A 25,364-nucleotide genomic window follows, 5' to 3' on the forward strand; every position below is an offset into this window, starting at 1 on the left:
TGGCGCTCTGCCTGCCGGTCAGGGTGAAGTGGGTGGCGCCGTGCCTGCCGGTCAGGGGCAGGAGGACGCTGCCGCACCCGCCTGGCACCGGTACCGGCGCGGTCTTCTCCTCGTGGTCATCGGTCTGGCGGGGTTCGTGACGACGCTGGACAACACGGTGGTCACCGTCGCCCTGCCCACCCTCCAGGCCGAGTTCGGCGCGTCGCTGGCGACGCTCGAATGGGTCGTCACCGGCTACGTCCTCACGTTCTCGGGCTTCATGCTCGCCGGAGGACGCCTGGCCGACGTCTACGGTCGCCGCAGGGCGCTCGTCGCCGGGCTCGCCGTCTTCACGGCGGCGTCCCTCGCCGCGGGGCTGGCCACCTCCGCCGGTGCGCTCGTCGCGGCCAGGCTGGTCCAGGGCTGCGGTGCCGCGCTGGTCCTGCCCGCGATGCTGGCGGTCGTCGCGGTCGGCAACGACGACCGGCGGCGGTCGGTCGGCGTCGCCGTATGGATGGCGTCCGGGGCCGGTGCGCTCGCGCTCGGTCCGGTGGTGGGCGGTTACCTGGTCCAGTACCTCCACTGGAGCTGGATCTTCCTGCTCAACGTCCCGCTCGGCGTCCTCCTCGTCGCGCTCGCGGTGGCGGCGATCCCCGAGTCGCGTGACGAGGCCGCCTCCCGGGTGGACGTCCCCGGGGTCGCGACGTCGGTCGTCGCCCTCTCGGCGGGCACGTTCGGGCTGACCTTCGGACCCGAGCTGGGCTGGGCCTCGCCGCCGATCATGGCCGCGCTGGCCGTCGGCGCGGTCGCCGCCGCCGTTTTCGTCACCGTCGAGAGGATCGCCGTCGGGAGGACCGGCGGGGCGCCGATGGTGGACCTGGCCCTGTTCCGGGCGAGGGCCTTCACCGGCGGGGTGCTCGCCCAGGTGCTCTGGGGGCTCGGGGTGAACGGGGTTTTCTTCTTCACCGCGCTGTTCCTGCAGGGGGTACTCGGTTTCAGCCCCACCATGTCCGGGCTGGCGTTCGTGCCGCTGGCGCTGTTGGTCGTGGTGGTCACCCCCCTGGTGCCGTTCGCGGAGCGCCGGCTCGGCGCCGCCCGTACGGTCGCGCTGGGGCTGGTGATGGTCGCCGCGGGGATGGCGGCCGTGGCGTTCCTGCGCCCCGGCGACGGATGGGCGGACCTGCTGCCCGCGGTGTGCGCGATCGGGGCCGGCTCGGCGTTGACCATGCCTCTGGGCTCCGCGGTGCTGGGAGCCGTTCCGGAGTCCCGGGCGGGTGTGGCCGGGGGCGTGTTCAGCGTGGCGCGGGAGATGTCCGGGCTGTTCGGCGTCGCGGTCATCGGGGTGATCGTCAACGGTTCGGCGAGCTTCTCGGCCGGATACTCGGTCGGCCTGCTCGTCGCCGCCGGCCTGGTCGTGATCGGGGCCGCCGTCAGCCTGGTGACCCTCCGGTGAAGGTCGCGATCCTGGCGTTCGGGTCGCGGGGCGACACCCAGCCGTGTGCCGCCCTCGGCGCGGGGCTCGTCGCGCGGGGGTACCGGGTCAGCGTGGTGGCGGCGGACCGCTACCGGCGGCTGGTCGAGGGGGCGGGCCCGGAGTTCAGCCCGATCAGCGTGGATCCGGTGCGGATCGTGGAGTCCGAGGAGGGGCAGGCGTGGCTGCGCAGCGGCCCCGCCGGGTTCGTCAGGGGCTTCCGCCGGATCGTCGAACCGCTCGCCGAGCGCCTGGTCACCGAGGTCGACGAGGCGTGCGCCGACGCCGACCTGGTGCTCTCGCCCGCGCTGGGCGGCTTCGGGCACCACCTCTCCGAGCGGTACGGCATGCCGTACGCGCTGCTGCACTTCCAGCCGAGCGAGCCCACCCGGGCCTTCCCCAACCCCCTGGTGCCGCTGCGCACGCTCGGCGGGGCGGGCAACCGGGCCAGCTACGCGCTGGTCGAGGGACTGAGCTGGCTGCTGCTCGGCCGCATGGTGAACCGGCTGCGCGGCCGGGTCCTCAAGCTCGGGCCCATGCGGGGCAACCCGTTCCGGCGGGCGCGCGCCGACCGGGTGCCGGTGCTGTGCGGGGTCAGCCCGTGGGTCGTCGGCCGGCCGGCGGACTGGCCCGCTCACGTGCACCTGACCGGCTTCTGGCCGTTGGAGCGCCCCGGGATCCTCGACCCGGAACTGGGCGCGTTCCTCGCCGCCGGTCCGCCGCCCGTCTACGCCGGTTTCGGCAGCATGGTCCCCGCCGACCCGGCCGCGACGGCGGAGACCGTGGTGGCGGCGCTGCGCGCGGCCGGGGTCCGCGGGATCCTCCAGGGGTTGCCGTACGACGGCGCGGACGACATGTTCGTGGTCGGCGAGACCGACCACGCGGGGCTTTTCCCCCGGACGGCCGCGGTGGTCCACCACGGCGGTGCCGGGACGACGGGGACGGGCCTGCGCGCCGGGGTGCCCGCGGTGGTGTGCCCCTTCTTCTCCGACCAGCCGTTCTGGGGGGCCCGGGTGGCACTGCTGGGCGCCGGACCGGCGCCGCTGCCCGTGCGCAGGCTCACGGTGGACGCGCTGGCCGCCCGGGTGGCGCACGCCGTACGCGATCCGGGGACGCGTGCGGCGGCGGCGCGGCTGGGGGAGCGGTTGCGGGCCGAGGACGGGGTGGCGCGCGCGTGCGAGGTATTGGGATTGTGACCTTTTGGCAGGGGCGCCGGGAACCGCGGGAGCCCAACGGAAGGTGTCGGGGACATGATGATTCCCTGACCGGGGCTGTCGAGACGATCGTGATCTGGGTAAAGTGCGGTTCGATCGTTTTGACGGGTTTCACCGGGGAGTTCAGGACATGCGGTTGACCTTGCGCCGGGCTCTCGCCGTCGGTGCCGCGCTCGCGCTCATCGGCATCGTGACGCCCGGGGCCGCGTACTCGCAGGCCGACCCGGAGAGCTGCAATGATCTTCTGGGGCCCGACACCCCGGCCTACGTCGTGTGCCACTGGCTGGCCAAGCCGGATGAGGCGCTCGGCGTCGCCCTCTTCTGGGGCGCCGACGACGGGGCCAACCTCAAGGACGCCAGCCCGGTGGACGGCAAGTTCATCGACTGCTCGGCCGCGGGGGCCTCCTGCCCGAAGCCCGGTGACAGCGTCGAGGGCGACGAGAACTCCCCCCTCCCCGAGGGGTCCGAAGAGGGTGGCGCGCCCGAGTGCGAGGCGGGCCAGCAGTGCTCGGTCGACGGGCACGACGCGGGCGGCACCTCGGAGAGAGTCGCCGAGGACCCGGCCGGCACCCTCACCCCTCCCGGGCAGACCCCCACCGCCACGCCTACCTCCACCGCCACGCAGGACGCCGCCGCCGCGGCGGCCGCGCAGACCCCCGCCGGCCAAGCGATCACCGCCGCGGCGGCCGCCCGGTTCCGGATCTGGATCGACACCGAACTGGCCGACGACTGGAAGGCGGGCCCCGAGGCCTTCGCCGCCGCGGTCAAGCGCGTCGGCGCGCTGGCCTCGCGCCCGGAGGTGGCCGGCATCCGGTTCACCTCCCAGCTGGGGTACAACACGACGTTCGCCACGGACGACGAGATCAAGGCCTTCGTCGCCGCCGCCTCCGACGCGCTCCGCCAGGCCGCTCCCGGCAAGCGCCTGGGCGTCCACACGGTCGTGCCCGAACTCGCCTGCGGTGCGAACGACACCTGCAAGGCCGAGATGCGCAAGCGCCACCCGCTCCTCGCGCCCGAGCAGATCGAGTCCCCGCTGATCGCGGGCCGTGTCGACCAGATCTCCCTGGACAGCGGCCTGCTGTACGGCGGCTACGAGACCTGGAAGATCAACGCCGAGCAGGCCCACCGCAACCAGTGGATCCAGGTCCGCGCCCGGTCGTGGGACGTCCTGGCGCAGGTCGCCGCCGAGGAGACCGGCCTTGTCGGCCAGGTCGCCGAGGACCAGGTCGCCACCCGGCTCTCGGTGCCCGTCAAGGACGGCGCCGCCCAGCAGGTGAACGTCCGGACCCGGGTCCAGGACGCCCAGGGCACGGTGAAACACCTGAGCGCCTGGGACACGCTGAAGAAGCTCAGCCCGATCCAGCGCCGTCTGGCCGCCGTCTACGACCCGGCCGCTCCCGAGGTGGACGTGGCCACCGACCTCAGGAAGCTCTCCGAGGTCTTCGGCCAGATCTACCTCACCACCGCCTGACGTTTCGCCCCGCCGTCGCGCCCCCGTTCCCCTGCCGGTCGGCGCGGGCGGAGCCACGGGCACCGGGAGCCGCCCTCATGGGGTCTCCCGGTCGGTGAGGCGTTCCATCGCGGTGAGATCGATTTCCATGGCGCCGGTCCCCGCGGGCAGACCGAGTGTCCGGGCCGTGCCCGGATGCAGCTCGCCCGCGTGGCCCAGCACCGTCTCCTCGACGAGGAGCTCGAAGCAGCGCCCCGGCCGCCACGGGGCGTACTCGACGGGGCGCGTGGCCAGACGGGCGCCCATGACGTGCGCGGCCGTCCGGGCGGCCTCGACCACGCAGGCCCACGACGCCTCCCCGGTCAGGGCCGCGGCGAGATGGTGGGGCTGGGCCGGGGTGGCGGCGTCCAGCGCGTCGAGCTGGTCGTCGGTGGGGCGCCGACCGGCGGGCGGGGACGGCGGTGACCCGGCGCCCGGCCGGGGGATGAACACCGCCCCCTGCTCGAAGAGGGCGGGGTCGCGATTGCCGCGGCCGAGGTTCAGGGCCAGCGCGGACAGCAGCGCGGGCAGGAGCGTGGTGCGCAGCGCGGGCCTGCGGGGGTCGAGCGGGTTGGCGAGCCTCAGCGCGGTGCGGCGCGGGTCGTCGGGCGGCAGGCCGAGCGCCTCCCACATGGTGTCGCCGACGAAGGGGAAGCCCGGGGTCTCGACGTACCCGGCCCCGGCCAGCGCGTGCCCGATCCGCCGCCGCAGGCTCCGCGACCGGTCCAGCCCGCCACCGCCCCCGCCGCCGGCCTCGGCTCCGGCCGTGGCTCCGGCCCTTGACCCAGCCTCGGTCCCGGTATGTCCCGGCACCTCCGGAGCAGCCTCCGCCTCCCGGACGATCGCCCCCGTCTCCGCCCCCGTCCCCGTCCCCGTCTCTGTCTCCCGAACGGCCTCCGCCGGTGAATCCCGCCGGGCCCCGGGGACGGCTCGCGACCCCGGGATGATCTCCGCCTCCGGAACCGCCCGCGCGCTCGGCACCATTCGTCCCAGCGGGCCACCCCGGTCGTCCCGGCCGCTCTTCCCGTCCGGGCCGCCGTGGCCGTCCCGGGTGCCCCGGGAACCGGGCGGGGCCGGGCGGGGCGGGAACTCGTCCAGGGCGAGGGCGAAGCGGATGTCACCGTCGATGACGTCGCGTATGTCCTTCAAGCCGTGCCGGAGCATCAGGGTGCGCTCGATGCCCATGCCGAGGGTGAACCCGCTGTAGTGGTGCGGGTCGACACCGCAGGCGCCCAGCACCCGGGGGTGGACCATGCCGCAGCCGCCCCACTCGATCCATCCCCTGCCGCCGCAGGCGCCGCACGGCACGGCCGGCGCGTCCTCGGGGGCGCGTCCGGAGGCATCCTCACGATCGTCCTCGCGAGCGCCCGCGTCCGGTGGCGTCGCGGTGCCGTGGCAGGCCGTGCAGGCCACGTCCACCTTCACTGACGGGTCGGTGCAGGCGAACCGGTGGGCGCGGAGCCGGGTCGGTGTGCCCTCACCGAGCACGGAGGCCGCGAAGCGGTCGAGGGTGTTCTTCAGGTCGGCCATGGTGAGACCCCGGTCGACGGCGAGTACCTCCACCTGGTTGAACACCGGGCTGTGGGTGGCGTCGGCCGGGTCGGGACGGAAGGCGCGGCCGGTGCAGACCACGCGGAGCGGAGGAGCGCCGCCGAGCATCGCCCTGATCTGCGCCGGCGAGGTGCACGTGCGCAGCACCAGCCCCGACCGCCGGTCCGGGGCGACGGGATCCTCGAGGTAGAAGGCGCGGTCGGCCGCGCGGGCGAAGCGGCGCTCGTCCATGTTGAGGGCGTCGAAGGCGAACCACTCGGCCTCGACCTCGGGCCCCTCCACGACGCGGTAGCCGAGACCGACGAAGACGTCGACGATCCGCTCGGCCATGACGGTCACCGGGTGCCGGGCCCCGTGAGAGTCGCGCGGCGCATCCCCGGCGCGGCCTCCGGACGCTCCCCTCATCGTCACGATCGCCCGAGGGCCGGGGCGGAGCTCTCGTCGAGCACGGCGAACCGGAGCCTGACACGCTCCAGAGCTTCGGCGGTCATGTCTCACCTCGACTCTTCGCTACTCTGGGAACAGGTTTGATTACCCAAAGTTATGTGCGGGTCAACGGTGAGTCAACACCGAGCCGGACCGTGGACACGATGCGGCGCGGCCGGGTGAAATCCTCGCGCGGGCGAAGAATGCCCGTCGTGAACAGATGATGATGCCGACTATTCCATGGAATATGGCGATAACTTCGGCGGATAGGTGCTTTTCCGGCCGCGGATGGCCGTTTTCCCGAGCGCCGGAACCCCGCAATGTCGGACGCGGTTCTGTGCCGTTTCACGGGACGCGGTTCTGCACCGTTTCGCAGGGCGTCGTTCCGTCCGGTTTCGCAGGCGTTATCCCGTGAACACCGTCTCCACGGGAGGCCGCCCCGCGGCGCGCGTCCGGGCAGGACCTAGCCGAACGGATGTGTCCACAGTCCCAGAGGCGGGGAGTCGTCCTCGTCCCGGGCGTCCTCCTCCAGGCCGAGGGCCGACAGGATCATCGGGAAGGACCGGTCGAACTCGCGCTTCCAGTACGGCCAGGAGTGGGTGCCGTCCTTGTACAGGTGCACCATGGGCTTGACGCCGTACCGTCGGAGCTTGGCGACCAGGTCCTTCGCCGTGTAGGCGGAGATCGGCTCGCTGAGGTGGGCGGGGCTCCAGGGGGCTCCGGGCGGGTCGAGCTCGCCGAGGCGGCTGGTCGTGCCGCTGGAGATGTAGAGCTTCATGCCGCGCAGGTTCCTGGCCAGATACGCCGGGTCGTTGGCCTTCCAGACGCGGTGGTTCCTGATCGGGTCACCCCACAGGGCCTTGGGGTCCTGCCCCTCGGCCGCCTGCGCGTTCATGATGAGCTCGGGGATGCCGGGCAGGCGGGTGGACATGATCCCGCTGTAGGAGCCCGCGAAGCGGAACATCCCGGGGTGGCGCGCGGCGTACTTCATCGCGCCGTACGCGCCCATCGACAGGCCCGCTACGGCCCGGCGGCTCCCGGCCCGGTAGCCGATCTCCAGCAGCCTGCGCAGTTCGTAGGTGTGGAAGGTCTCCCAGGCGGGCGCGCCGCGCCTGCCGTGGTTGTACCAGTCGGAGTAGTTGCCGGCCCGGCCCGCCTCGGGCATCACGATGATCGCGTCCATGTTCTCCGTCGTGGCCGCGATGTTCGTCATCCGGGTCCACGAGGTGTAGTCGTCGGCCCCGCCGTGCAGCAGGTAGAGCACCGGCCAGGTGCGGCGCGCCCCCTTCGACCAGCCTTCGGGCAGCAGCAGGCGGACCGGCAGCACCGCGTTGACCGAGGGCGAGGAGATGTGGATGTCGACCATGCGCTGCCCGAGCCAGCGTTCCTTGACCACCCGGGCCACGCCCGGCTTGGCCGCCGGCCAGGGGCCCCACGGGCTCTTACCGCCGGACGGGGACGGCTTCGGCGTCGCGGCCCTGCTCACGGAGGCGGTGCTCGCAGAGGCGGTGACCACACCTGCGGCGGTCTCGCCCGCGGAGGCGGCGGCCGTGCCCGCGGACGCGGCCGGCGGCCCGGAAAGCCCGGCCGACCAGGCGTGATCAGCGTGCGCCGCCGTCGGCAACCCGACGATCAGCGCGGTCACCGACGCCAGGAGTCCGCGTCGAGCAGGTCGCATGGTCATTCCTCCGCCCGGCCTGGAGACAGGGGCCGTGGCAGGCGACCCTAGGCCGGGTGAGTGGACCCCGGCTATGAGCGTTCGCAACGAAATAAGACTGCGGCTTGCGTCTTGACAACAAATCATCCCGGATATCGCCCGTTATCACGTTCGTTACAAAACGACCTGGGGGATTGTGGGCTATCAGTGCTCCCTTATGCCGATACGTCTGGGTAAGTTGGCCGACCATCTCGGGTGTTCTTGGGAGCCGCCACGTGGACCTGTTCGGTGAAGACGAGATCCGCCGCTTCCTCACGGGGCGGATCGCGGCCCGCTGCCGCGTCCCTCTCGCGGACGTCGACCCCGACCGCCCCCTGGAGGAGTTCGGCCTGTCCTCCCGCGACGCCGTCGCGGTGGCCGGCGAGCTGGAGGTGCTCCTCGGCCGCGAGCTGGGGCCCACGCTGGTCTGGGAATATCCCACGATCAACCGGCTGGCCCGGGGCCTCGCCGCACACGCGGAGCCGGCCCCCGACGAGGCCCGTCCGGCCCGCCCCGACGAACCGATCGCGGTGATCGGCGTCGGCTGCCGCCTGCCGGGCTCGGTGCACGGCCCCGAGGACTTCTGGCGGCTGCTCATGGCGGGGGAAGACGCCGTCGGCCAGGTGCCCGAGGGCCGCTGGGAGGCGTTCGACGACGGTTCACCCCGCACCGCCGAGGCACTGGCCGGGACGACCAGGCACGGCGGCTTCCTGGACGACGTGGCCGGGTTCGACGCCGACTTCTTCGGGATCGCCCCGGGCGAGGCCGAGACCATGGACCCGCAGCAGCGGCTGCTGCTGGAGACGGCGTGGGAGGCGCTGGAGCACGCGGGCGTCGCGCCCCGCTCGCTGCGCGGCAGCCGCACGGGCGCCTTCGTCGGCATCTCCGGCAACGAGTACGCCTACCTGACCACCGCCGACACCTCCAGGGTGGACGCCTGGACGGCCACGGGCGCGGCGTTCAGCATCGCCGCGAACCGGTTGTCCTACCTGCTCGACCTGCGCGGACCCAGCCTGTCGGTGGACACCGCGTGCTCCTCCTCGCTGGTCGCCACCCACCTGGCCGTCGGCAGCCTGCGGTCGGGGGAGAGCGACCTCGCGCTCGCCGCCGGGGTCAACCTGCTGCTCTCGCCGGTGGTCACGATGGCCTTCGACCGGGGCGGCGGGACCGCGGCCGACGGGCGATGCAAGGCGTTCGACGCGTCGGCGGACGGGATGGTCAGGGCCGAGGGGTGCGGCGTCGTCGTGCTCAAGAGGCTGTCCGACGCCCGGCGGGACGGCGACCGGATCCTGGCGGTGCTCCGCGCCACCGCGGTCAACCAGGACGGCCGGTCCAACGGCCTGGTCGCGCCCAATCCGGAGGCACAGGAGGAACTCCTGCGCGCCGTCTACGCGGGTCTCGGGAGCCCCGGCTACATCGAGGCCCACGGCACCGGCACCTTCCTCGGCGACCCGATCGAGGCCCGCGCCGTCGCCGCCGCCCTGTGCGAGGGCCGCACCGAGCCGCTGCTTCTCGGCTCGGCCAAGAGCAACCTCGGCCACCTGGAGGCCGCCGCCGGAATCACCGGCCTCATCAAGACCGTTCTCGCCCTCCACCACGGCGTCATCCCGCCGAGCATCCACTTCCACCGGCCCAACCCGCACATCCCCTGGGACAGCCTCAAGGTCGTCACCGTCCCCACCCCCTGGCCGGACGAGCATCCCCTGGCGGGCGTCTCCTCCTTCGGCTTCGGCGGCACCAACGCGCACGCGGTCCTCGAACGCGCCCCGCTCGCCCCGCCCCCGTCACCCGCGCCCACGGCCGCCAGGATCTTCCTGCTCACGGACGTCTCCGCGGAACGGGTCAGGGCCCACGCGGGGGCGCTCGCGGACTGGGCCGCCTCCGAGGTCTCCGACACGACCGTCTCCGACACGACCGTCTCCGGTTCCGAAGTCTCCGGCCGGGCCGCTCCCGGCCGGGCCGCCTCCGACCCGGGCCCCGCCGTCGTGAGGGGCGGTGTCCCGCTGGGCGACGTCGCGTATACGCTTGCCCGGCGGGCCGGGCGCGGCAGGGCCGGCGCCGCGTTCGTCGCGGCGGACCGGGCGGAGCTGGTCACCGGGCTGCGCGCCGTACGGGACGGGCGGGGCGTCACCGGGATGGCGCAGGCCGGCGGGCGGGGGCCGGTGTGGGTGTTCTCCGGGTACGGCTCGCAGTGGGCGGGGATGGGCGCCCGCCTGTACGCCGAGGAGCCGGCGTTCGCCCGGGTGATCGACAAGCTGGACCCGATGTTCGCCGAGGAGGCCGGCATCGCGCTGCGCGAGATCGTCGCCGGGGGTGTCGAGGCACGGGGCGTGACCGCGGTGCAACCGGTGATCTGCGCGGTGCAGGTGGCGCTCGCCGGGACCTGGACGGCGTACGGGATCCGGCCGGCGGCGGTCGTCGGGCACTCGATGGGCGAGGTCGCGGCCGCGGCGGTCGCCGGCGGCATCGGGCTGCGGGACGCGGTCCGGGTGATCTGCCGCCGGGCGGCCCTGCTCGGCACGCTGGGCGGCGGCGGGGCCATGGCGGTGCTGGAGGTGCCCGCCGAGGAGGTCCCCGCGGACCTGCACGTCGCCGTGTACTCCTCGCCCCGGCAGTGTGTCGTCACCGGGGACCCGGACCGGGTCGCCGCCTTCGCCGCCGAGGTCGGGGCGCGCGGGCTGCTCGCCCGGGTGCTGACCGCCGAGGGCGCCGGACACTCACCTCAGGTCAGGCCGCTCCTGCCGAGGTTGCGCGAGGCCCTGGCGGGCGTCGCGGGGAGCAAGCCGGAGATCCCGTTCTACTCGACAGTGTTCGAGGATCCCCGGGAGGCGCCGACCTTCGAGCCCGCCTACTGGGCCGCCGGGGTCCGGCGCCCGGTCCGCCTGCTCGGCGCGGTCCGGGCCGCCGCGGAGGACGGGTACACCGTGTTCACCGAGATCAGCCCGCATCCGGTCCTGGCCGGTGCGCTGCGAGACACGCTTCCCCCGGACGCCGTGATCACCCACTCGCTCCGGCGTGGTCACGACGAGGAACTCCGGGCGCAGCTCGCCGCGGTCGCGGTCGCCCTGCCCCCGCCGGCCACGTCCGGGACGCTCTCCGACGTCCCGCCGTCGCCCTGGCGGCACGAGCGCCACTGGGTGTCCGCCACCCGCCCCGCCGCGCTCCCGCCCGGCACCGATCCGCTGCTCGGAGTGCACGTCGAGAGCCCCGCGGGGCACGTGTGGACCACGACCCTCGACGACCTGTCGGACGTGCCCTGGCGCATGGATCCCGCGGTGTGGCGGCCGCACGGGCTGCCCGTCATGCCGCTGGCCGCGGTGGCGGCCCTGGCCCAGGCGGCGGCGTTCGCCGTCCACGGCGAGGCCGAGCTGACCGGCGTCACCCTGCACGCGTTCCTGCCGCTGCCCGCCACGATCACCACCACGCTCACCCCCTCCGGGGAGGTCGCGATCGACGCCAGGAACGCCGCCGGGGTCTGGGTGCGGTACGGCACCGCGACCGTCGTCCCCGGCTCGCCGCCCGTCACGACCGTGCCCGGCCCCGCCGAGCTGGCCGAACGGCTGCGGACCGGGTCGGGGATGCCGGTCGGGGTCGAGCGGCTGGGCCGGGACGGCACCCCGTCAGGCCTGCTCGTCAGGGACGTCCCGGCCACCGCCGTGCCGGTCCCGCTGGCGGGCAAGCTTGTGAGACGCGTGTGGGTCCTGGCGGAGGAAGGGGAGATCGGGGAAGGCGGTTCGGAAGTCACCGCCGGGACGAGGGTTGACGGCGCGTCGCCGGGGAAGGGCTCGGAGCCACGCTCGGCCCGCGGCTGGCTCGTCGTGGCCGTGAAGGGGGATCCGCGGGCCGAGCGTCTCTCCGCGGGGCTCTCCGCCGCCGGGCACGTCGTCCACCGCCTCGCGCTCTCCGCTGTCGCCCCGGCGTCACCGCCGTTCTCGTCCCACCGTCTCGGAACCCCTGACGTCGTCCCGGTGTCACCGCCGTTCGGAACCCCCGGCGGCGCCCGGGTGATACCACCGCCTTCGTCTCCCTCTCCCGGGACCTCCGGCGCCGATCCGACAGAACCGCTGTCCTCGTCGCTGGTCCCGGCCCAGCGCCCGGCGCCCCGCCCGGCGGCGCCCGCAGCGCCCGCGGCGGCCCCGGCGGTCCACGAGGGCCAGGCGGTCCATCGGATCCCGGCGGAGCCGGTGGACCACGGGGACGCGGCCCGGATCCCGGCGGTCGACGAGGTCGTGGTGCTGGTCCCGCCCGGTCTGCCGCCCAGGGGAACCGAGGCGCTGATCCTCGCCGTCACCGGGCTCGTCCGCGACCTCGCAGCCGCCCTCTCCGTTTCCGACACCACTGTCGGCCTTTCCGCCGCTGACGCCGCCGTCGACACCGCCCGCGACTCCGCCGCCGTCGACACCGCCCGCGACTCCTCCGCCCGCGACGCCGCCGCCGGGCCGGAGGATCGGGCGGGGCGGCGGGCGGAGGCACGGTTGAGGCTCGTCACGGACCGCGCGCAGGCCGTGCTCGACGGGGAGCCCGGCGACCCCGGCGCCGCGGCGCTGCGCGGGCTGGTCAGGGTGCTGGCCTTCGAGCATCCGGAGCTGCGGGCCTGTCTCGTCGACGTCGACGGCGTGGAGGCGCTCCTGGCCGAGCTGGCGGCCGACCCCCCGGACGACGAGGTCGCCTGGTCCTCCGGCGCCCGCCACACCGCCCACCTCGGCGCCGCCCCCCAGCTCGCCGGAGACTCCGAGCCGGCCGGCGGCGCCTCACCCGCCGGTGGCCCCGAGCCCGCCGGCGGTCCCGTCCCCCTCTCCCGCGGCGCGGCGGGCGCGCGGGTGCGCAGGGGCGGCCGGCGGGCGCCGGTGGTCCGGCGGGGCGGGGGATACCTGGTCACCGGCGGGTACGGCGGGCTGGGGCTGGTCGTGGCCCGCTGGCTGGCGGAGCGGGGCGCCGGGCGGATCGTGCTCGGCGGCCGGTCGGGGCCGTCGCCCGAGGGGGCCGGGGTGATCGAGGCGCTGCGGGCGCTGGGCTCGGACGTGCGGGTGGTGACGGGCGACCTGGCCGTGCCGGGGGTGGCCGCGCGGCTGGTCGCCGCGACGACGGCGGGCGGGGTGCGGCTGCGCGGGGTGGTCCACGCGGCGGGCGTGCTGGACGACCGCCTCGTCACCGGTGTGGGCCCGGACGATCTGCACCGGGTCTGGTCGGCCAAGGTTCACGGCGGCCTGGCGCTGCACGAGGCGACCCGGGACGCCGACCTGGACTGGTGGGTGGCGTTCTCCTCGGCGGCGGCGCTCCTCGGCTCACCGGGGCAGGCCGCCTACGCGGCGGCCAACGCCTGGCTGGACGCGCTCTGCGACCTGCGCCGGGCCGAGGGGCTGCCCGCCACGACGATCAACTGGGGCACCTGGGCGGAGGTCGGGGGAGCGAGCGGGACGGCGCTGCCCGCGGTCTCGCCCATCACGCCCGCCGAGGGGGTCGAGGCGCTGGAAGCGCTTCTCGCCGGGGGCGCGCCCGCCGCGGGCGTGCTGCGGCTGGACGCGGCCGCGGCCGTCGCGGCGTTCCCCGGCATCGTGCGCATGCCGTACTTCGCGGACCTCGCGGGCGCGGTGACCGGGGCGGCGGCCGGGGCCGACGACGGCCGGGCGGACGTCGAGGCGCTGGCCGCGATGGAGCCCGGCCGGGCGGTCGAGGTCCTGGTCGCCGGGGTCGGTGAGCGGGCCGCGGTCGTGCTGGGCTCCGACGCCGCCCGGCTGCGCGAGGACACGGTGCTCACCGAGGCGGGCCTCGACTCGCTGGCCGCGACCCGGCTGCGCGGCATGATCGAGCACGACTTCGGGGTCGTCCTCCCCGCCGCGCCGATGCTCCAGGGCGCGACGCTCGGGGACGTGGCCGCGGCCGTCGCCGCCGAACTGGGCCTGTCCCGCACGGCGGCCCCGGCGCGCCGGGTCGAGCCGAGGGACGCCGCGGAGCGGCAGGTCGTCTCGGCGCTCACCCGGGTCCTCGGACGCGAACTCGGGGTGACCGAGCGGATCCCGGCGGACGCCCTGCCGGCCCTGCTGGACGTCCTCGGCCGGGACGTGGGCCGTGATCTGGCCGCGGGCGCCGGGCCCCGGACCGGGCCGGTGACCGTCGCGCAGGTGGCCGACCTGGTGCGGGAGATCGACGAGGAGGAGGCCGCCCGGGGCCTGGTCCGCCCCCTCACTCCCGCCGCCCGCGCGTTCCTGGCCGCCCACGGCGCGGAACCCCGGTCCGGCGGGCAGGCGCCGCTGTTCCTGGCCCATCCGGCGGGCGGGACGACGGGCGTCTACTCGCTGCTGGCGGCGGCCCTGGGCGCGGACCGGGTGGTGTTCGGGCTGGAGCGCCCGGCGGACCTGGCGGTCTTCGGACCGGACCCGGGGGTCGGGCAGCGGGCCGCCCGGTACGTGGAGGAGATCAGGAAGGTGCAGCCGGCCGGGCCGTACCGCGTGGGGGGATGGTCGTTCGGTGGCGTCCTGGCGTTCGAGATCGCCCGGCGGCTCGGCGCGGAGGACGTCGAACTGGTCGCCATGATCGACTCCGGGCTCCCGGACGAGGTCGCGGCGGCGGAGCGGTCCGAGATCACCGCGAGGAGGTACGCGGACTTCGCGGCCTACCTCGCCGAGACGTACGGGGTGCGCGTCCGGCTTGCCCGCGAGGAGCTCGCGGGCCTGGACGAAGCCGCCCAGTTCGCGCTGGTGGAGACGCGCGTGGCCGAGTCGGGGGTGCTGGAGATGCTGGGGGAGGCCATCCTCCGGCACCAGGTCACCTCACACGAGGACACCCGCGCTCTGGAGGCGTACCGGGCGGGGGGTTACTGCGGCCGCGTGGTGCTCTACCGCTCCACGGACCCCACCCCGTGGGCGGTTCGGGACGCCCGCTACGCCCACACCGGTGACCCCGGCAGGGGGTTCGGCCCGTTCAGCCCGGGGCTGGAGATCGTCCCCGTTCCCGGCTCGCACCACCTCAACCTGCTCGACCCGCCGCACGTGGAAGTCATCGCCGCTCACCTTGGAGGCCAGCTATGACCCTCGCACAGGCCGTCGTCGACGGTGCCGACCCCGACGAGCTCGCCCGGCTGGAGGTCCCGGCGACCTTCCGGGCCGCCCACACGCGCAAGGACCAGGTCGGCATGTTCGGCCCGAGCCCGCACGGGGTGGACGGCGTGGACAAGGACATCACCGGGTCCATCCACGTCGGGGAGGTGCCCATGCCGGAACTCGCCCCCGACGAGGTGCTGATCGCCGTCATGGCGAGCGCCGTCAACTTCAACACCGTGTGGACGGCCATGTTCGAGCCGGTCCCCACCTTCGCCTTCCTGGAGCGGTTCGGCCGGCAGGACCCCCGGCACGACAGGGACTTCCACGTGATCGGCTCGGACGCCTCCGGGGTGATCGTCCGGATGGGCCCCGCCGTGCGGCGCTGGAAGATCGGCGACCGGGTCGTCGTCTCGCCCGCCTACGTGGACGAGCAGGACCCGGTCACCCACGCCGACTCGATGCTCGGCGCGGATCTGCGCGCCTGGGGCTTCGAGACCAACTACGGTGGCCTGGCCGAGTTCGCCGTGGTCAAGGCCACCCAGCTGCTTCCCAAACCCCGGCACCTGACCTGGGAGGAGGCCGCCTGCAACATGCTGTGCGCGTCCACCGCCTACCGCATGCTGGTCAGCGAGCGCGGGGCCCGGATGAAGCAGGGTGACGTCGTGCTGATCTGGGGGGCGACCGGCGGGCTCGGCGCGTACGCCGTGCAGCTGGTCAGGAACGGCGGTGGCATTCCGGTGGGTGTCGTCAGCTCCGAGGAGAAGGCCGACCTGCTCCGCCGGCTGGGGTGCGACCGCGTCGTGAACCGCTCCCAGTTCGACCACCTCGACGACGAGAAGGCGTGGCGAAGGTTCGGCGCCGAGATCCGCCGCCAGGCCGGCGAGGACCCCCACATCGTCTTCGAGCACACCGGCAAGGACACCTTCGGCGCCTCCGTCTACGTCGCCCGGCGTGGCGGTTCGGTCGTCACGTGCGGGTCGTCCAGCGGTTACGCCCACGCTTACGACAACCGGCACCTGTGGATGAAGCTCAAGCGGATCGTCGGCTCCCACGGGGCGAACTACCAGGAGTGCCACGAGGTCAACCGGCTCCTGGAGCTGGGCATGCTGCACCCCGCGCTCTCGGCGGTCTACCCGCTCGCCGAGACCGGCGCCGCCGCCCGCGCCGTGCAGCTCAACCGGCATGTCGGCAAGGTCGGCGTGCTGGGCCTGGCTCCCGCCGAGGGCCTCGGGGTCGAGGACCCCGAGCTCCGGGAGCGCTTCGGCGAGGACCGGATCGGGATGTTCCGGGGATGGACGTCCTGACCGGCCGGGGCGCATCCGGGCCGGGGCGGACGTCCTGACCGCCCCACCCGGCCGGGACGCGCCCGGACCGGGGGTGAGTCCTGACCCGGGTCGCCCCGCCCGGCCGGGGCGCACCCGGGCCGGGTGGGGCGTGCCCGGATCGGGCGGGACGCACCCGGGGCACGTCCGGGTGCCCGGGACGCGCCGGACCGGTCAGCCCGCCGGGGAGCCGGCGGACTGGCGGGCCCGCAGCACGATCTCCAGCTCGAACCGGATGTCGGGGTCGCTGAGCTGGTCGCCGTACAGCTCCTCCAGCTGCCGCAGCCGGTAGCGCACGGTCTGCGGGTGCACGTGGAGCCTGGCCGCGACCTCTCCCGCGCCCCGGCCGTGCCGCAGCCAGGCCAGCAGCGTCTCGGCCAGCCGGTCCTGCTGGCTGGGACGCAGGTGCGCCAGGGGCGCCAGCCGCACCTCGGTGAGGGCGCTGACCAGTTCCTCGTCCTTGAACACGATCAGCGTGGCCATGTGGTCGGAGCAGCGGAGCAGGCCGCGTTCCTCGGTGAGGACGCCGCGCCGCTGCAGGCCGAGCGCCTCGCGGGCCCAGCGCAGCGAGGTCGCGGCCGCGGCCAGCGGCACCGCGGGACCGATCGCGGCCTTCCAGCCGCGCAGCCCGTTCTCCAGGGTCTGGGCCTGGCCGGGGCCGTTGGGGTCGGGCACGATCAGGCACGGGCCGGGACGGTCGAGGCGCGACAGCACGTCCGGGGGGAGGGAAGGGGGACGGTGGCCCCCGGGACGTTCCTCCAGCGCGACCCCGGCCACCGTCCTGGGCAGCCGCCAGCCGACGGCCTTGGCCAGGTCGGCGATCGCCTCGGGGGAGGCGGGCGGCTGGCTCAGCAGCAGGTCCGTCAGCCGCCGGCGGCGGCGCTCGATCTCGCCGGCCGCGCGGGCCCTGGCCTCCTCGAAGCCCTCGGCGGCGGCGTCGGCGAGCTGGTCGAGGTAGACGAAGATGGCCTCACCCAGGTCGTACAGGTGCTGCGGGGTGAGTCCCAGCTGCTCGGACTGCTCGGTCAGGCGCCGCCAGGCCACCCGGGCGCCCAGGCGCATGGCGGTCTGCAGGGGTTCGAGGTTGCGGCCCTCGTTGGCCTCGCCCCGGCCGATCGTGCGGAAGACGTCGGGCTCCCAGCGCGCTCCGGGGTTCTCGATGCGGTCGACGAACTGGCGCAGGGCCTCGTCCACGGCGAGGCGGAGGGCCTTGACGTACAGCTTGTCGGCCGGCCGGGCGTATTCGGGGATCCGAGCGGTTATCTCGTCGATAACCTGGTTCGCGACCTGGGCGAGGCCCGGTCTCAGCAGTCTGGCGACGTTGGCGGGAGCCGAGCGCCACAGTCGCTGGTCGGACGTGTCATGGGATCTCGCCTTGCGGCCGTTGAGGCCCTTGACAGCGATCCCGGTGCGTTCCTTTGTCGCCATAGACCCTCCCGTCGGAGTGCGCCTCACATTCTCCCCTAATTGACACTTTGGACAATTAGCAAACGCTTGTTCTTGTCTCAAATGCAACATGTGGGGCATCCGGCGGGAGGGACTGCGGGTGTCCGGCCTCCGCGCTACGGGGCAGGCCGGGGTGCCGGGCCGTGCGCTACGGGCAGGCCGGGGTGCCGGCCCCGTGGCGCTACGGCAGGCCGGGAAGGCGGCCCCGGCTCTGGCGGAGGTAGCCGGCGAACTCCTCCAGGGAGATGAGGCCGTCGCCGTCCCGGTCGATGCCGGCGATGGCCGCCGCGGCCGCCTCGGGGGTGAGCGGCTGGCCGAGCACCTCCATGAGCCGGCTCAGCTCGACGACCGAGATGAGGCCGTCACCGTCAACATCAACAATCTTGAATGTCGTCGCGTAGTCGTCCGTCACGGTTGCATCCGCCTTCTGGCAGCAGGGAAATCAGACGCCAAGCACATTAGCGGGCCCCGGGAGGCTCCCCCACGGGGGGAGGCGGGGCCCCGAGACGGCTCAGGACCCCGCTCCGGCGTTCCGGCTTCCGATGCCTTGACGCCCGGCTTCCGGCGTCCCGGCTCACGGTGCTCCGGTTTCCGGCGTCCCGGCTCACGGTGCTCCGGTTTCCGGCGTCCCGGCTCCCGGTGCTCCGGTTTCCGGCGTCCCGGCTCCCGGTGCTCCGGTTTCCGGTGCTCCGGTCAGAGCACGGCGCCCGAGCCCTCCCGGACGCGGGCCGGGCGCTTCCCCTTGGGCTGCGGCGGCGGCGCGGAGTTCCGCTTCTCGAACACGATCGCCAGCGGACCCGCGACCAGGGCCGACGAGAGCGTGCCGACAACGATCCCGATCAACAGCGCCACCGCGAAGTCGGTCAGCGAGTCACCGCCGAGCACCGCCAGCGCGGTCAGGATGAACAGCGCGCCCAGGCCGGTGTTCACCGTGCGGGGCACGGTCTGCAGGATCGCGGTGTTGGTCACCTCCGTGAACGAGGCCTTGCGCTGCGCCCCCCACAGCTCGCGGACCCGGTCGAAGACCACGACCTTGTCGTTGACGGAGTAACCGATCACGGTGAGCATCGACGCCAGGAACACCCCGTCCACCGGCTTGCCGAGCCACGCGAACGCGCCGATCACGACCGCCGCGTCGACGGCCAGGGCCAGCACCGTCGCCAGGCCGAACGTCCAGCGGAACCGGAGGGCGAGGTAGAGGAGCTGGGCGGCGAGCGCGACACCCAGCGCGACCAGCGCGTTGCGGCGCAGCTCGTCCCCGAGGCTCGGGCCGATCAGCTCGTCGCGCTCCTTGGTGACCTGGGCGCCCCCGCTCTCCAGCGCCGTCTCGATCCTGACCACCTCGGCCGGGCCGATCTGGCCGGTCCGCACGGAGATGTCCTGGCCCGACGACTGCACCACGGCGTTCGGGAACCCGGCCCGGCTGACCAGCTCGCGGGCGGCGTCGGCGGTCATCGGGGTGGTCGTGGAGTACTCCACCAGCCTGCCCCCGGTGAACTCCACACCGAAGTTGACGCCGCGCACCAGCACCCCGCCCACGGACGCGGCCACCAGCGCGCAGGCGACCGCGAGGTACACCCCGCGGTGCCGCATCACGTCGGGCTTGCGGGTGTTGAGCCAGGTCCTGACGCGCCCGATGTCGGACAGGCCGGTGAGCGCGGGCCGGGACACCACGGCCCGGCGGCTCACCGCCCACTGGGCCAGCACCCGGGTGATGACCATCGCGGTGATCAGCGAGGCGAGCACGCCGATGGTCAGGGTGACACCGAAGCCGCGTACCGGGCCGGAGGCCAGGAAGAACAGGAGCCCGGCGGCGAGCAACGTGGTGATGTTGGAGTCGGCCACCGCGCTCCACGCGTTGCGGAAGCCCTTCTCCAGGGAGCTCCGGAGGTTCGGCTCCGTCGCGTACTCCTCGCGCGCCCGCTCGAAGACCAGGACGTTGGCGTCGACCGCCATGCCGATCGCCAGCACGAAGCCCGCCAGGCCCGGCAGGGTGAGCGTCGCGCCGAGCCCCACCAGCGCCGCGTAGGAGATGAGCGCGTAGCAACCCAGGGCGACCGCGGCGACGAAGCCCACCAGCCGGTAGGTCACGACGATGAACAGCGCGGTGAGCGCGATGCCGATGACGGCCGCCTGGGCGCTGGCCGCGATCGCGGCGGCGCCGAGCGTCGGGCCGACGGTCCGCTGCTCGACGATCTCGACGGGCACCGGCAGCGAGCCGCCCTTGATCAGCAGCGCCAGGTCCTGGGCCTCCTCCGTGGTGAAGGTGCCGGTGATCTGGGTGGAGTTGCCGGGCAGGCCCACCCGGCAGGCCACGTCCTCGTTCACCTGGGGCGAGACGATGACCTTCGCGTCGAGCAGGATGGCGACCCTGCGCTTGGGGTCGCCGGGCTGGTTGCAGGCGGCCTCGCCGGTCAGCTTGGTCCACGCCGCGCGGCCCTGGTCGCGGAAGTCGACGGTGACGAACCATCCGCTGCCCCGCTGGGGGTCGATGCCGGCCTCGGCGTCGCTGACCGCGTCACCGGTGAGCGCGGCCGGGCCCACGTGCAGCGGGGCGCCGTCCTCGTCGTTGAGGATCTGCTCGCCCTTCCCGGGCTTCGCCCCCGCCTCGGGGACGCCGATGACGGGGTGGAAGGTGAGCTGCGCGGTCTTGCCGATGACCTCCGCGGCCTTGGTGGGGTCCTGCACGCCGGGCAGTTCCACGATGATGCGCCGCTCGCCGGAGCGGGCCAGCGGCGCGTCCGCCACGCCCAGGCCGTCGGCCCGGCGGCGGAGCACCTCCAGGGTGCGGTCGGTGGCCGCGGCGTCGGCCTTGACGGTCGGGGAGTCCCGGGTCTCCAGGACGAGCTGGGTGCCGCCGCGCAGGTCGAGACCGAGACGCGGCGACATCGTCAGGGCGATGAACAGTGAGGTGGCGATGACGGCGAGCGCCGCCACCGCGCGTACCACGGGGGCACGCGACATGGAAGCCTCCACAGGCTGGGGAAGACAGGCTCGAAAAAGGGGGGTGTGCTCGGGAACGAGGTGCCTCAGGCACGGTGAGGTTCCCCGTACGGCGGGTTCTCCCGTACGGCGGGTTCTCCCGTACGGCGGGTTCTCCCGTACGGCGGGGCGTTCTCGGGCACGGCCGAGGCCCCGGAGCCGGTCCGGGGTGTCTCAGCCGCCTGTGGAGGGCGGGGCGCGGCCGTGCTTGACGAGCAGGGCCGCGAGCGGGCGGGGGGCGTCGCCGGAGGTGAGGCGCGCGCCGGGGCCCGGGGCGGGCAGCGGGTGCCGGGCGTCCGGCGGCGGCGCCGCGAAGGGGTGGCCGCCTCCGGCGCCCGTCCCGGTCCCGGGGACGCCCGCGACGAAGACGTACCGCTGCCCACCGGCCGTGACCTGGCGGGACAGGGGCTGGTGCTCGCCGCCGGCCTTGGCGACGGCGGGGTGGTGCAGCAGGGCCCCGGCGGTGATCCCGCCCAGGCCGCCGGAGACGAACAGCGGGAACAGCAGGGCCAGCAGCCAGCCGAAGGGAACGCCGCGCCGCAGCCGCCGCATGATCCCTCCCTCCCGTCCTGCTCACCGTAGCCCGCGGGGGTCATCGGGGCACGCCTGCGCCACTAAATGCTGATAAATCCACCAACCAGGGGTAGTGCGCACGCATGCGACTGACCTACACGGCGGATCTGTGGTGGAAGAACGCGGTCGTCTACTGCCTGGACGTCGAGACCTACAAGGACGGCAACGGCGACGGCATCGGTGACTTCCGCGGCCTCACCCAGCAGATCGACCACCTGGACCGGCTCGGGGTGACCTGCATCTGGCTGATGCCGTTCTTCCCCAGCCCCAGCCGCGACGACGGCTATGACATCAGCGACTTCTACTCCGTGGACCCGCGCCTGGGCACCCTGGGCGACTTCGTGGAGTTCATGCGCACCGCCAGGGACCGGGGCATGCGCGTGATCGCCGACCTCGTGGTCAACCACACCTCCGACGAGCACCCCTGGTTCAAGGAGTCGCGTTCCAGCCGCGACTCGCCCAAGCGCGACTGGTACGTCTGGAAGGACGCCCCCGACCCCGTCGATCCCAAGGCCATCGTCTTCCCCGACAAGGAGGACAGCCTCTGGGAGCCGGACGAGAAGACCGGCCAGTACTACTACCACAGCTTCTACCGGTTCCAGCCCGACCTGAACACGGCCAACCCCGAGGTCCGCGACGAGATCGCGCGCGTCCTCGGCTTCTGGATGGAGCTCGGGCTGTCCGGGTTCCGGGTGGACGCGGTGCCGTTCCTCATCGAGGGCATCGACGGCGACCCGCACGAGTACCTCGCCGACCTGCGCGCCTTCATGAACCGCCGGGACGGCACCTCGATCCTGCTGGGCGAGGTCAACCTGCCCTACCCGGAGCTGATGAGGTACTTCGGTGACGGCAACGGCGACGAGGTCACCATGTGCTTCGACTTCGTCGCCATGCAGCGCTTCCATCTGTCGATGGCCCGCCGGAACCCCGAGCTCCTCGCCGAGTCCCTGCGTGAGCGGCCCACGCCGCCCGACGACTGCCAGTGGGCGATGTTCCTCCGCAACCACGACGAGCTGACCCTGGACAAGCTCACCGAGTCGCAGAAGCAGGAGGTCTTCGACGCCTTCGGCCCGGAGAAGGACATGCAGCTCTACGACCGGGGGCTCCGCCGCCGCCTGCCGCCGATGCTCGGCGGCGACCTGCGTCGGCTCAAGCTCGCCTACAGCGTGCTGTTCTCCATGCCGGGCACGCCGGTGCTCTTCTACGGCGAGGAGATCGGCCTGGGCGAGAACCTGGAGGCGGAGGGCCGGATGGCGGTGCGCATCCCGATGCAGTGGTCGCGCGGCGGCGGCTTCTCGCCCGTCCGCCCGAAGACCCAGGCCCTGCCGCCGTCCGGGACGTTCGGCCCCCACGAGGTCAACGTCGAGGACCAGCGCCGCGACCCCGGCTCGCTGCTCAAGTGGGTCACCCTGCTGATCGAGCGCTACCGGGAGTCGCCCGAGCTGGCCTGGGGCGACTACGACGTCCTGGACGCCGGCGACGAGGCCGTGCTGGCCCTGCGCGCCGACGCCGACGGGGGCACCGTGGTCGCCGTCCACAACTTCGCCGACCGCGAGGCCGAGGTGGAGCTCGCGCTGGGTGATCTCGGCCACTGCGACCTGCTGGTCGACCTGCTGGTGGACGGCACCCTCGACCTGCCCGACGACGGCAGGGTGACGTTCTCCCTGGAGCCGTACGGCACGCGCTGGCTCCGCGCCTCCGTCCCCGAGGCCGCCCCCGAGGACACCTCGGCCAAGAGCGGGTGACCGGTGTCCCGGCCGGGGCCGGGCGCGGATCCGGCCCCCGCGGGCGCCCGCTCCCGGGTTCCGCCCCGTGGATCACCGGACGCCGGGCGCGGCCCGTCCGCCGCCCCCTGCGGTTTCCGGTCCCCCTGCGATCTCCGGCCCCGCCTCCGCGATCTCCGGCTCCCGCCTCCTGTGATTTCCGGCCCCCGCCCCCGTCGATCCCCCGTCGATCCGATGTGATCCCCGGCCCCTGTTCCCGGTTGCCCGCCGGTACGCATATGCTGCGCATCGTTGTCCAACGCGTCCAGCAGCATTCAGAAGGAGAAGCTCACCGTGTACAAGGAGTTCGCGATCGAGGCCGTGGTGTGGCTGATCCCCGTCGTCGTGCTGCTCGCGCTGGCTTTTATGATCACTGCCTGACCCGGGCACGGCCGAAGAGCCGCCGGGTCACGTCCGCGGCGCCCCGGCGCGGGCGGTGAGCACGCCCGCCGGGTGGGCGTGGACGCCGCCCGCGGGCCGTGCCTCCGGGCGGGTCAGCGCTCGGCCAGGACGATCACCGAGTCGTCGGGACCGAGGCGGATCGGACGTGACTTCTCGGGGTTGAGGACGACGCCGAAGTGCGGCGCCTCGTTCACCCGGTCCGCCAACCGGTAGCCGATCGCGGTCTCGCCGCGGCGGCGGGCCGACTCGATCACCGTGGCGAAGCTGACCGGCACCCCCGCGCGGACGTACCGGTGCGCCGGACGGGGGTGGATCACCGAGCCGCGGGAGTCGAAGAGACAGTCGAACACCTCGGCCAGGTGCTTGTTCTCGGCGAGCTGGGCCAAGAGTAGGCCGATCACCGTGTCGCTGATCACGATGTCGTCGGCCCGGGTGACCTCGGCCAGGGTCCGGTTGTTCTCGTCGTGCATCTCGCTGACGATCGAGTAGCGCTCGCCGAGCGAGGTCTGCATGTCGCGGAGCTGGAGCAGGGTCATCAACGTCCGGGTGTCGGCGTGCTCGGCGCTGTAGCGGTCGTCGGAGAGCACGATCACATGCTGGTAGACGCCCAGCCCGAGGGATTCCAGCGCGTAGCGGTCGGTGGTCTCGCAGTCCTTGACGTTCACCGTGAGGTTGACCAGGCCCTCGAAGCCGCCGGACGCGCCGGGGTGGTCGGAGGCGATGTCCAGGACGGAGCCCGAGGCGGCGTAGCCGTCCAGGCAGCGGACGATGTGGTGGCCCCGGCTGTTCCAGTTGAGGATCAGGGTCCGCTCCGGACCCGGCGGGTCGGGCTCGGCCATGACGATCGCCTCCTCCTGGGTCTCCGGCATGTCGCCGGCCAGGTGGATCATCGAGTCGTCCTGGGCGATCACGATGATCTCGTCCCCCGCGAGGATGACGGTGTCCGCCGGCGGGTTCAGCATGATCCGGCCCTCGCGGCGCAGGCCGATGACGGTGGCGGTCCGGTACGCCGGCAGCGCCTCCCCGTACGTCATGCCCGCCAGGTGCGGGTCCGAGCGCAGGTAGATCTCGCCGCCGGAGAAGTTGAGCAGGTCCATGCAGACCACGGACGTGCCCGACTGCCGGGACGACTGCACGATGAGCCGGGAGGCGGTGTCGTCGGAGTCGACCAGGTGGACGTCCGGGCCTCCGGCGAGCCGGGCGGCGGCCATGTTGGCGGTGTCCGCGATCGCGGCCACCACCGGCGGGTGGTCGCCCGAGCGTTTGGCCAGGGCGAGCAGCGTCTTGATGACGTGCGCGTCGGGGTCGTCCCCCTGCGGGGAGAGGACCACCACGGAGCGGGCGCCCTCCAGGTTCATCAGGTCGAGGTCGGTCGGCTCGGTGGGCCGCCCGGTCCGGCAGACCAGCGTGGTCCGGCCCGTCTCGCCCACGAACTGGCGGATCTCGTCCTCCATGGCGATCTTGTCCTTGTCGGCCAGGACCGCGATGACGGACCCGCGCTCGCTGGCGTGGGCCTGGACCAGCTCGCTGACGATCGTGAAGACCTGCTCCGACCAGCCGAGGATCACGATGTGCCCGGTCTCGATCACCCGGGACTTGCCCTTGCGCAGCTCCTCGAACTTGGTCTTCAACCCGTTGGCGAGCACGCCGACGAGGGCGCTGACGATGAAGAGCCCGCCCAGCGACGCGGCGAACATCAGCGCGACGAACGGCACGCTGCCGGTGTCGCTCGCCACCTTGCCGGGGCTCAGCGTGCGCATCAGGACCGCCCACAGCATGCCCGCGGCGCCGTCATGCTTCGCCGCCTCGGCCGGCGTCAGCCACAGGCTCAGGAGCGTGACGACCACGATCAGGCCGAGGGAGATGAGGGCCAGCCACCCGATCAACGCCGCCGTCCCGCGCGACATGGTGTTGTCGAACCAGTAGCGCAGTCGTTCCCGGAACGTGGCCCGCGGCACAGGCTTCCTCCCCCGTAGGCGAAGCGGAATCAACGATCGAACAAAAAGTACA

The 25,364-nt window shown here is 73.7% G+C and carries 14 protein-coding genes; 7 read left to right on the plus strand and 7 right to left on the minus strand.

Annotation, left to right across the window (positions count from 1 at the left end):
* The first annotated feature begins 40 nt into the window (after window positions 1–40).
* From ABD841_RS16280 to ABD841_RS16290, 3 genes are all read left to right on the plus strand, one after another.
* Entirely contained in the window at window positions 41–1,432 is a 1,392-nt protein-coding gene (locus ABD841_RS16280; protein WP_344972241.1) for an MFS transporter, read from the plus strand.
* Window positions 1,429–2,646 carry a glycosyltransferase gene (locus tag ABD841_RS16285; RefSeq protein WP_344972243.1) on the plus strand — a complete coding sequence of 406 codons (1,218 nt, stop codon included), beginning with the start codon at window positions 1,429–1,431 and terminating at the stop codon, window positions 2,644–2,646. The genes ABD841_RS16280 and ABD841_RS16285 overlap by 4 nt, the downstream gene beginning before the upstream one ends.
* Window positions 2,647–2,794: 148 nt before the next feature.
* Window positions 2,795–4,135, plus strand: coding sequence for a hypothetical protein (locus ABD841_RS16290; RefSeq protein ID WP_344972245.1), 1,341 nt, complete (start codon window positions 2,795–2,797; stop codon window positions 4,133–4,135).
* 75 nt (window positions 4,136–4,210) lie between these two features.
* Here ABD841_RS16290 and ABD841_RS16295 read toward each other — a convergent pair whose 3' ends face one another.
* Window positions 4,211–6,109 (minus strand): tRNA ligase subunit PheS family protein, encoded by a 1,899-nt coding sequence (locus ABD841_RS16295; RefSeq protein ID WP_344972247.1) that lies wholly within the window; start codon window positions 6,107–6,109, stop codon window positions 4,211–4,213.
* Window positions 6,110–6,593: 484 nt separating this feature from the next.
* Window positions 6,594–7,808, minus strand: a complete 1,215-nt coding sequence (locus ABD841_RS16300) for an alpha/beta hydrolase (protein ID WP_344972249.1) — start codon at window positions 7,806–7,808, stop codon at window positions 6,594–6,596.
* Window positions 7,809–8,062: 254 nt separating this feature from the next.
* Here ABD841_RS16300 and ABD841_RS16305 point away from each other — a divergent pair, with 254 nt between their 5' ends.
* Window positions 8,063–14,854, plus strand: a complete 6,792-nt coding sequence (locus ABD841_RS16305; protein ID WP_344972251.1) for an SDR family NAD(P)-dependent oxidoreductase — start codon at window positions 8,063–8,065, stop codon at window positions 14,852–14,854.
* Window positions 14,851–16,170: a crotonyl-CoA carboxylase/reductase gene (gene ccrA / locus ABD841_RS16310; RefSeq protein ID WP_344972253.1), complete on the plus strand. Its 1,320-nt coding sequence runs from the start codon at window positions 14,851–14,853 to the stop codon at window positions 16,168–16,170. Before ABD841_RS16305 ends, ccrA begins: the two co-directional genes overlap by 4 nt.
* A gap of 192 nt (window positions 16,171–16,362) precedes the next feature.
* On the opposite strand, the gene ABD841_RS16315 is transcribed toward ccrA, so the two are convergent.
* The 4 genes from ABD841_RS16315 to ABD841_RS16330 form a co-directional block, all read right to left on the minus strand.
* Window positions 16,363–17,616 (minus strand): PucR-like N-terminal domain-containing protein, encoded by a 1,254-nt coding sequence (locus ABD841_RS16315; RefSeq protein ID WP_344972255.1) that lies wholly within the window; start codon window positions 17,614–17,616, stop codon window positions 16,363–16,365.
* A 199-nt stretch (window positions 17,617–17,815) separates the two neighbouring features.
* Window positions 17,816–18,046: an EF-hand domain-containing protein gene (locus ABD841_RS16320; protein WP_344972257.1), complete on the minus strand. Its 231-nt coding sequence runs from the start codon at window positions 18,044–18,046 to the stop codon at window positions 17,816–17,818.
* Window positions 18,047–18,327: 281 nt separating this feature from the next.
* Window positions 18,328–20,598, minus strand: a complete 2,271-nt coding sequence (gene secD, locus ABD841_RS16325; RefSeq protein ID WP_344972259.1) for a protein translocase subunit SecD — start codon at window positions 20,596–20,598, stop codon at window positions 18,328–18,330.
* A gap of 192 nt (window positions 20,599–20,790) precedes the next feature.
* Complete coding sequence (locus ABD841_RS16330; protein ID WP_344972261.1) at window positions 20,791–21,168, minus strand: hypothetical protein; 378 nt, start codon at window positions 21,166–21,168, stop codon at window positions 20,791–20,793.
* A 104-nt stretch (window positions 21,169–21,272) separates the two neighbouring features.
* Between ABD841_RS16330 and ABD841_RS16335 the strand changes: the two genes are divergently transcribed.
* Both ABD841_RS16335 and ABD841_RS16340 read left to right on the plus strand, forming a co-directional pair.
* Entirely contained in the window at window positions 21,273–22,934 is a 1,662-nt protein-coding gene (locus tag ABD841_RS16335) for an alpha-amylase family protein (protein WP_344972263.1), read from the plus strand.
* A 270-nt stretch (window positions 22,935–23,204) separates the two neighbouring features.
* Window positions 23,205–23,333, plus strand: a complete 129-nt coding sequence (locus ABD841_RS16340) for a hypothetical protein (RefSeq protein WP_344972265.1) — start codon at window positions 23,205–23,207, stop codon at window positions 23,331–23,333.
* A gap of 113 nt (window positions 23,334–23,446) precedes the next feature.
* On the opposite strand, the gene ABD841_RS16345 is transcribed toward ABD841_RS16340, so the two are convergent.
* On the minus strand, window positions 23,447–25,312 hold the full coding sequence (locus ABD841_RS16345) for a CASTOR/POLLUX-related putative ion channel (protein ID WP_344972266.1): 1,866 nt from the start codon (window positions 25,310–25,312) through the stop codon (window positions 23,447–23,449).
* Between the last annotated feature and the right edge of the window lie 52 nt (window positions 25,313–25,364).

The organism is Streptosporangium fragile, assembly GCF_039534445.1.
In the GTDB taxonomy this organism is placed as follows: domain Bacteria; phylum Actinomycetota; class Actinomycetes; order Streptosporangiales; family Streptosporangiaceae; genus Streptosporangium; species Streptosporangium fragile.